The organism is Flavobacterium sp. (genome assembly GCF_030146175.1).
Taxonomy (GTDB): Bacteria; Bacteroidota; Bacteroidia; order Flavobacteriales; family Flavobacteriaceae; genus Flavobacterium.
Genome location: NZ_JASLCE010000058.1, coordinates 20,757 through 29,545, shown reverse-complemented (window position 1 = coordinate 29,545; position 8,789 = coordinate 20,757). Strand labels below are relative to the sequence as shown.

Genomic DNA, 8,789 nt, shown 5'->3' with positions numbered 1-8,789 from the left:
GGGCTTAGCGTTAAAAGCAGATACAACCTATGTTAATACAGGATTAGCAGGGAAAATTAGTGCCGTTGAATTTGAGGAAGGTTTAGCAGACAAAGCGAGTTTAAGTGATTTGGCGGTAAAGGCCAATATCACAGATGTTAATACAAAATTGGCAGATAAAGCCAATGTCACGGATCTGGCATCCAAAGCGGATAGGAGTGATATGCTTTCCCGATTTGATAATGTTGCGGCTGAACTGGATGAAAAAGCAGATCTTCTTAATGTCGATGCTAAGTTAGCGACTAAAGCGAGTACTACGCAATTACAGGACGGTTTAGCAACAAAAGCCAACGCAACGGATCTGGCTGCTAAGGCAAATATCACGGATCTAAATGCGGGCTTAGCTTTAAAAGCAGATACAACCTATGTTAACAATGGATTGGCGGATAAAGTAAGCGCAGTTGCTTTTGAAGATGGATTGGCGTTAAAAGCAAGCAAAGTGGATTTAAATTCCGGTTTAGCCGCAAAAGCCAATGCAACGGATCTGGCTGCAAAAGCTAATGTAACCGATTTGAATGCCGGATTAGCGTTAAAAGAAAACATCACGGATGTCAATACAAAATTATCCGGAAAAGCAAACCTGGCTGATCTGGCTGCTAAGGCAAATATCGCAGATGTTAATACAAGGTTTGACGAAACGGCAACGGTTATCCAGGAAGGCTTGGTATTAAAGGCTAGTAAGGCCGATTTAAGTGCCGGCTTGGCTTTAAAAGCCAGTGCAAGTGACATGGATATAAAATTTACAGAGGTCACGCATTTGATGACTGCAAAAGCCAATGCTGATGAGGTGTATGGTAAAATAAATGACCTGAATGCCGGATTAAACGGAAAAGCCAATGTAGCAGATGTAAACGCAGGATTGGCCGTAAAAGCGAATACTACCGATGTCAATGTGAAACTATCCGACTTAAGCGGTAAATTGGATGCAAAAGCCAATGCCAATGAGGTGTATGCGCAATTAGGTCAAAAAGCCAATACTAACGAAGTAGATGCCAAGTTTGGGTCTATGTACGAAGGCTTGGCTAATAAGGCAGATGCATACCGTACTTTAAATTTAAAAGGAGAGTTGCGACCTGGTGATGATTTGAATGATTACCGACAAACAGGTATTTTCTCGCAAAATTCAGATGAGTATGCCAGAGAAGGTAAAAATTATCCGGAGTTTATGGCTGGGATGCTAACCGTAATTCAAAATTTTACAGACGAAGTGATGTCATATCAGACGTATTACACTTATGGAATGTCTAATAAAGTTTATAATCGGTCATTTTATAACGGCGAGTGGTCGCCTTGGAATTTATTGGGTGGTAATGGCAGTGGTGGTGGAGACTACCTGCTTAAATCGGGTAATGAAACCAAATTCGGAAATCTGGGGATCGAAGGTATTCTTGCGGCCAAAGATAAATCGGAGAATAAGTCATTGCGAATTGAAACATCTAAAGTCGATATTCCGAATATTCAGGGCGCAGATTATAATCTGAAAAACAATCGCGATATCAGTCTGCAACGTCAGGGAGGTAATGTCGGAATCGGTACATCGTCACCAAAAGCGCGATTAGACGTTGCGGGAGAAGGTATTTTTTCGGGTCAAGTAACGGCTGCTCCGGGGACAGAACCGAATCATGTGTTGACTTTAGGGCAAATGAATAGGGCTGCGGACGATCCAAACGAAAAAGGATTTTTAAAAGTACTTACGTTTTATTTTAACCCGGAAGGGAAGTATCAGGATTATGACCTGATAAATGCAAGAATCAAATACATAATGTACTTCAGAAGTTCGGATGGAAAGTATTTCTCACCGCATATCCTGGAACCCCATAACTACGAATTCTATAACAAAGAAGGCTTTGTCGCTTTCCAGATGGAAGAACAGAGTTATGCCGTAGTCAATTATATAAAATAACACGATTGAATTTTAATCAAAACCTCACAAATAGTTGCAAAACGTTGTGAGGTTTTTTACTCTAAATAGCGTCGTTAAGCGGTCGTTGCAATAATCCTGTAAAACATTCCGGATTGGGTTTCTTTGATTCGCATGCGTCTGTTTGTATACGGTTGACTTTTAGTGCTTTATTTTTTTAAAATGATGCGTTTTACGACTTACTGCAACTACTGAATCGAACGCCCGAAAAAGTGCTTTTTGCCAAAAAAAATCGTGAATTTTGAATTTCAAACATATACAAAAACAAACACCCAAAATACAATGGATTCGAAAAAAATACAGCAGTTATTTACATACCTGGAAGAAGTAATTGTCTGGCGAATTAACAATCCTTCCCAGGATTTCAATATAGAATCACCTGGATTTAGTACTAGTGACCATGAAGGCTTTCCACTAGGCGACTATATCTCGGAGAAAGAGCTTGCCCGTCATGAAGTTGTCATTCTCTTAATGGCACTGATGCCAAAATTGGACCCGGCGTTATTAAGACGCATTTATTTAGAGGTACCCAATAGCGTATTATTTGATTTATGTTCAACCAATGATAGCGGCAGGCTTTTTTTACCAACTGTTGAAGCCTTACAGTTTATTTTAGGCGGTAGCTGTATCGCAGGAAGATTACAGGTATTGCACTATTTTGATGACTCCAGCATATTGCTAAAAGACAACATTCTGAAAGTATCAAATCAGAATGAAAACGCAGTACACAATAAAATAGATATCACTCAGGAAGCCTTTAACCGTATCCTGTTTGGAATCGAATTATTGCCGAAAATGAGTAATGATTTTCCGGCAGAACAATTAAACACCCGTAGATCGTGGAGCGACCTTATACTTCCCCAATCCACGTTAAACGAACTTCAAAGTATTGAAGCCTGGTATAATAGCAGTCATATTCTCATGGAAGAATGGGATATGCAAAAAACGCTAAAACCAGGCTTCCGGGTGTTGTTTTATGGCGACCCGGGAACAGGAAAAACACTGGCCGCCAGCCTTTTGGGGAAATATACAAACCGCCCTGTTTTTAGAGTAGATGTTTCCATGTTGGTTTCCAAATACATTGGTGAAACGGAAAAGCAACTGGCAAAACTCTTCGATAGAGCCGAAAATAAAAACTGGATTTTGTTTTTTGACGAAGCCGATTCCATTTTTGGAAAACGGACCAACGTTCGCGATGCACAGGATAAATATGCCAATCAGGAAGTGTCCTATTTGTTACAGCGTATCGAAACCTTTTCAGGATTGATCATTCTTGCATCCAACTATAAAAATAATATGGACAAAGCCTTTACGCGACGTTTTCATAGTTGCATCCGATTTAACAATCCAAGACAGGAAGAACGTTTGCGCATCTGGAAACACAATTTGCCCAAACAATTAAACATGGAAGACATCGATCTGGAAGCTATAGCCGGACGTTATGAATTAACAGGATCAAATATCATGAATGTAATCCAGGATATCAGTTTAAAAACGATTGCTGCAAAATCACCTGATTATAAAGTGAGTCAGAACATACTATTGGAAAGTATTCAAAAGGAATATTTAAAAGAAGACAAAATATTCAGCTAAACTTCCCAAACAACGTAAAAAGTGGTCCGGAAACAAATCAGAACCAACCGATTTTTTCCGGGAATAAAATGTTATATGGAGTGTAATCGTATGGATTACACTTTGTATGGCATTGACTATATCATAAAATAAAGGAAACAATATAATTAGTAAACAATGAACGCAGAGAAAGAGAGTAATCCGCAGAAAGCAGCGCAAAAGAGAGATGAGAAACAGGCAGCGAATTCGCCTTTTTCTCTGCGCGAAACGGAGAATGCCAATCTTCAAACGCAGGAATCGGTTGCTCAAAATGAACAAACCGGTGCAGAAAAAAGTAGCCCACAGTCCGAAAACGCAAGTATTCCGGCTGTTCACGGCTCCAGTCCTGCGTATTCCGATGGTTCCGAACAAAAATACCAACAGCTTCAGGCTAGTATGGGAACGACAGGAGAGTTGGATCATCCCGATACCAAGCAGAAAGAAATGGAATATCGAAGTACGCTGGGAATTAATGAATTGAGAGAGTATCACGATACCAAAGCTGCAGAGGCAAAATCGGAGGAAGGAAAACCAACCGACGCTATACCTGCGGATGCAAAAGCTGCGGATGCAAAACCAACAGCAGAAGCGAAGCCGGCGGATACAAAACTACCGGGTGCCAAATCGGCTGATCCGAAGTCGGCTGAAACGGCGCAAAAAGCTACCGATGAAAAGCTGGTTGACGTTTCGAATGCAAAAAGCTCTGGTGATACCGGCGCTTCGTCGGAATCGGCTCCTGCTATAAAAGCAGCTGATAAATCAGATATAAAGGCTGGAGAAAAAGAAGCCATCGAAGATAAAGCGGCAACAGAAGAAGTAGCGGATACAACACCAAAAACGGCTACTGCCAATCCTGTTTTTATGGAAATGCAGGGACAGGTTGCCGAAACAGCAAAAGCACAGCGAAAGCACGGACCGGCCGGAAAAGCATCACAAGATGCGCAAGCTGCCGCACCTTCACCGTCGAATGAACGCCAAAGTATGGCACAAGCCGGTCAGGTAAATAAAATGAGTGCACAGGAACCGGGATTGTTTAGTGCTGCCGCTTTTAAAGCCGAACTGAAAAAGAAAATTGATGGCGTAAAGCTTCCTACAAATGAGGAAGATGCGGATAAGTTCGAAAAAAACAACAACATTAAGGAGGTCAATGACAAAGCAATGGGCTCTGTCAAAAAAGAGAAAAATGCCGCTTCGGGAAGTATTCAGAATACCACATCGGAAAAACCGGATACGGCAAAACAACCGGTTCGAAATGTTGCTAAAATGCCGGTACCGGAACACGGTAAAGCACCGGGTAGCGTTAATGCGGCTAAGGCAATGCCAACAAAAAGAGAGGCTACCAATATTGAAAAACCAATTCAATCGGAAACGGATAGCATCGACAGCCAAATGAAAGAGCATGGCGTTACAGATCAAATGCTTGCCAACTCTAACGAGCCGTCATTCAAAGGCGCATTAGACGAGAAAAACAAAGCAAAAGAGCAAAGTAAGGCCGCGACCAACCAATTTAGAATAGACGAGGGTCAGAAACTAAACAAAACCCAGAACGAAGCACAGGCACAAGCCGCGAAGCAAATTGCCGGAATGCATGGTTCCCGTAAAGGCGGACTGGATAAAGTGCTTGGTAACCAGAAAGAAACAGCCTCTAAAGACACCGCTGAACGTAAGAAAATTGCCGATAACATCAACAAAATCTATAACGACGCTAAAGGTGATGTTAAAGGTATTTTAGACGGTCTTGATGATACGGTTGCTAAAAAATTCGCAGCGGGAAGTATAGCCGCAAAAATTGCTTTTGAAAGGCACGTAGACAAGGAAATGAAAGCCTACAAAAAGAGACGTTATGGTGATTCGTGGCTGGATTGGAGAAACCTAAAGCGTGTCAAAGATGCGATGGTAGGACTTCCGAAAGAAGTAGAACAATACTTTGTGACCGGAAAAGAAAAGTATGTTTCAACAATGGATCGCTATATTGACGATATCGCCAATGTGGTTGCCAATCAGTTAAATGCGGCGAAAAGAAGAATCGCGACCGGTAAGAAAGAGGTGCAGAATTATGTCAACACCTTATCGCCAAGTTTAAAGAAACTTGGAGCGGCTGCGATCAGTGAAATTCAGGGGAAATTCAATGCGCTTGAAAAAGATGTCGACAATAAAAAAGATGCCCTTATTGATGTATTGGCGAAGAAATATGTCGAAAACATTGAAGCAATCGATGCCCGAATTGAAAACTTAAAAGCCATGAATAAAGGCTTGGTAGGTATGGCATTAAGTGCCTTAAGTGGTGTTTTCGCTTTTATTATTGAGGTGAAAAATACGCTGACCAACCTATTGGCAAAAGTGGTTGAGGTTGTAGGTGCCATTATCATGGACCCAATCGGATTCTTTGGAAACCTTATTGCAGGTGTCGGACAAGGATTCTCCAACTTTACAACGAACATCTGGACGCACCTTCAAACCGGATTCTTTGCCTGGTTGACCGGAGCTGCCAAAGGCGTTACGATTACGATGCCGGAAGATATCTTCTCGTTAAAAGGTATTTTCTCGATTACGATGCAAGTGCTGAATTTAACCTGGAGCGGAATTCGTTCTATTGGAGCAACAGTAGTGGGTGAACCGTTGATGAAAGTATTGGAAACCGGAGTTGAGATTGTACAGGTAGTACGTAAAGACGGTATCGCAGGACTTTGGGAATACCTGAAAGACCAGTTCCAGGATATTAAAGCAACGGTAATGGATGCCATCATGGACATCATCCAGAGTCAGGTTATCCAGGCGGGTATTAAGTGGATCTTAGGATTGTTATCGCCGGTAGGTGCCTTTGTAAAAGCCATTATGGCGATTATCGATGTGGTGAAATTCTTCGTACAGCGTGCCGCACAGATTGCCGAATTGATCAGCGCCTTTATGGATAGTATTTCGGCTATTGCCAGCGGTAAAGTGGGTGCCGTAGCCAAATCGATCGAAAATGCATTGGCTAAAGCCATCCCGGTATTAATCGGATTGCTAGCCTCAATATTAGGTATCAGCGGACTAGCCGACAAAGTGTTGGGTGTGATTCATAAAATCCGCCAGCGTATTGTAAACGGAATTACCAAGTTCTGGAACTTTGTAAAAGAGAAAGGAAAAGCACTGCTTGGAAAAGTGGGGATTGGTGATAAGAAAGACAAAAAACAAGTGGAAGACAAACACTTCAAGAATATGGATTCTGAAATTGCACCTGAACCACTTACAATGAATGGTGCTACTCACACACTGACTTTTGAGAATGGTGAAATTTATATGTCTAGTGAGAAGGGACTATTAACCAGAAAGCTTACCAAATTTAGGACTCATGTTGATAAAAATAAAGAGCAATACAATGGCGATGGCGCGAGTATTATTAGTGATTTAACAAAATTAGAAACGGAAAATAGCGATGTTAAAAAAGAATTGGTAAATTCTAAAAATCTTAGTGAAAATAATACTAATAAAGCGAAGAGAGTTGAAGATGCACAGAAACGATTTGATAAATTAAGTCTGGATATCCATGCCTTTGGAGATAAACATAAATTAAATGACCTTTCAGTAAAAGAAGCGGAGCATGCGAAATACAAACCAATAAAAATTGAGTATATTGGTGCCAATAAACAGATTAAATTTGCCTACCATTATGAAGTTGAAGTTGATGGTAAAAAGGCAATACGAAAATTTGAAAACGCTCTTAAGGTTATTGATATTGGTGGAAGATTATTTGAACAATCGGCAAGAGGAGAAAATCTGGTAACCAAAGAAACTGGTTCGAGAGGTAAGACACATTCTAAAAATCAGGCTGAAGCGAATAAGGCAATAGAGCATTTAAAAGAGAATCCTGATCAACAAATAGAGTTTAATGCTTCACACATGATTGCCGATTTGTTTTTAGGTTCTGGTTATAAACAGACCTTGAACTTGATTACTGCTTCTGGTCCATATAATAAGGAAACTATGAAAGGAGCTGAAAATAGATTGCTGACACAACTAAATGCTATTGAAGGAAAGGCTAAACGTAAAAATGAACAAAATTATATTACCTTTGATTTGTTAGTTACCGCTAAATGGAAACAACTAACGGATAATGATGTCTATAAAAAACTGGAGAACATAAATCCGGATACAGATAAAGACGTGTTAAAAAGTTTAGGTGATGCCTTAGCAAATGAAACTGATCCAAAGCTTGTTCAAAGTGTGGTATATGAGGTTTTAGCAATAAATCTTAACGGAACTGAGTCAATGGGAGATAATCTTATTGATATTATAAGAATAGGGCCTGATGAAACATTAGAAAATACATTAAAGTAATATTTATATGGAAGAAATAAAAAAATTTATTGATGAATTTTTTAAGGCAGAAGTGGTTGCAACTGAGGCTTCTGTAAAACCGAGTTTAGAATATTATAATGAAAAACTTGACTTAATGAATAGTTTTTGCATTAAAGAGTTACACAATAAATTTGGTTTGATTCCTTTGAAGGAGTTGGATAGCGAAGATTTTTATGAAAGATGGGCAAACGCAAAACCAAGAAATCCTAGATATATATATAAGATAAGTTATTATCAGGATGATGTTTATGGAGATGTCTATGTTGGATATATTTCTGGTAAGAATCCGAATGATATGTTTTTACTTTATGGTGAAAGTATATTTATTACTAAAATTAATGGTGAATTAAAAATTGTAAAAAATTATACTTTTGGTGATGATATGCTGGTTAAAAAGAAATTTGAAACCGCTCAAGGTCTAAAAGATATTTCTTTTGAAACCTTAAAGAAACCAGTAATGATTGAACGCTATAAAGAACCAGAAGATGATGATGATGCAATGGAGCATTATCTAGCAGATATTTAATCGATATGTTATATGATAAAAAAAGCGAAGCTTCAAGCTTCGCTTTTTTTATGCTTTTACCTCTAAATTTTATTTTTAAAATTCAGAGCAAATAAATTCAGAAAATTATTACGAAATGAAATGTTTATCCCGACCTTTTGATACAGCTTGAAAAAAAATAAGGCAATCCGCGTTTTTTTAAAGAAAAAACAGCGGTATAACAAGTCGTAGAGTTTTCGTTGTAAAAATCTGTTTGTTGTTTAAATAATCGCTTTAAAATGATTTTTATAAAATACTATAAATCATTATTTTAGGTGGTGTTTGTAAAGAAATAAACTTTTCACTACAATATAGAAACATTCTTTATATAAA

At 39.1% G+C, this 8,789-nt stretch carries 4 protein-coding genes; all 4 read left to right on the top strand.

All coding sequences use genetic code 11. From position 1 onward, the window contains the following. Nucleotides 1–1,942 (top strand): pyocin knob domain-containing protein (locus tag Q1R07_RS07170; RefSeq protein WP_300487876.1); only part of this gene is annotated, 1,942 nt, incomplete at its 5' end. Between the two features lie 300 nt (nt 1,943–2,242). After that, the gene (locus Q1R07_RS07165) at nt 2,243–3,553 is read left to right on the top strand and encodes an ATP-binding protein (protein WP_300487874.1); all 1,311 of its coding nucleotides are present in this window, start codon (nt 2,243–2,245) and stop codon (nt 3,551–3,553) included. A gap of 156 nt (nt 3,554–3,709) precedes the next feature. After that, the gene (locus tag Q1R07_RS07160; RefSeq protein ID WP_300487871.1) at nt 3,710–7,891 is read left to right on the top strand and encodes a hypothetical protein; all 4,182 of its coding nucleotides are present in this window, start codon (nt 3,710–3,712) and stop codon (nt 7,889–7,891) included. A gap of 7 nt (nt 7,892–7,898) precedes the next feature. Then, nucleotides 7,899–8,438 carry a hypothetical protein gene (locus Q1R07_RS07155; protein ID WP_300487868.1) on the top strand — a complete coding sequence of 180 codons (540 nt, stop codon included), beginning with the start codon at nt 7,899–7,901 and terminating at the stop codon, nt 8,436–8,438. Nucleotides 8,439–8,789 lie beyond the last annotated feature (351 nt).

Excerpts from the sequence above, each read along its gene's own strand:
- Q1R07_RS07160 (WP_300487871.1), top strand. The coding sequence starts at position 3,710 with ATGAACGCAGAGAAAGAGAGTAATCCGCAGAAAGCAGCGCAAAAGAGA.
- Q1R07_RS07155 (WP_300487868.1), top strand. The coding sequence starts at position 7,899 with ATGGAAGAAATAAAAAAATTTATTGATGAATTTTTTAAGGCAGAAGTG.
- Q1R07_RS07165 (WP_300487874.1), top strand. The coding sequence starts at position 2,243 with ATGGATTCGAAAAAAATACAGCAGTTATTTACATACCTGGAAGAAGTA.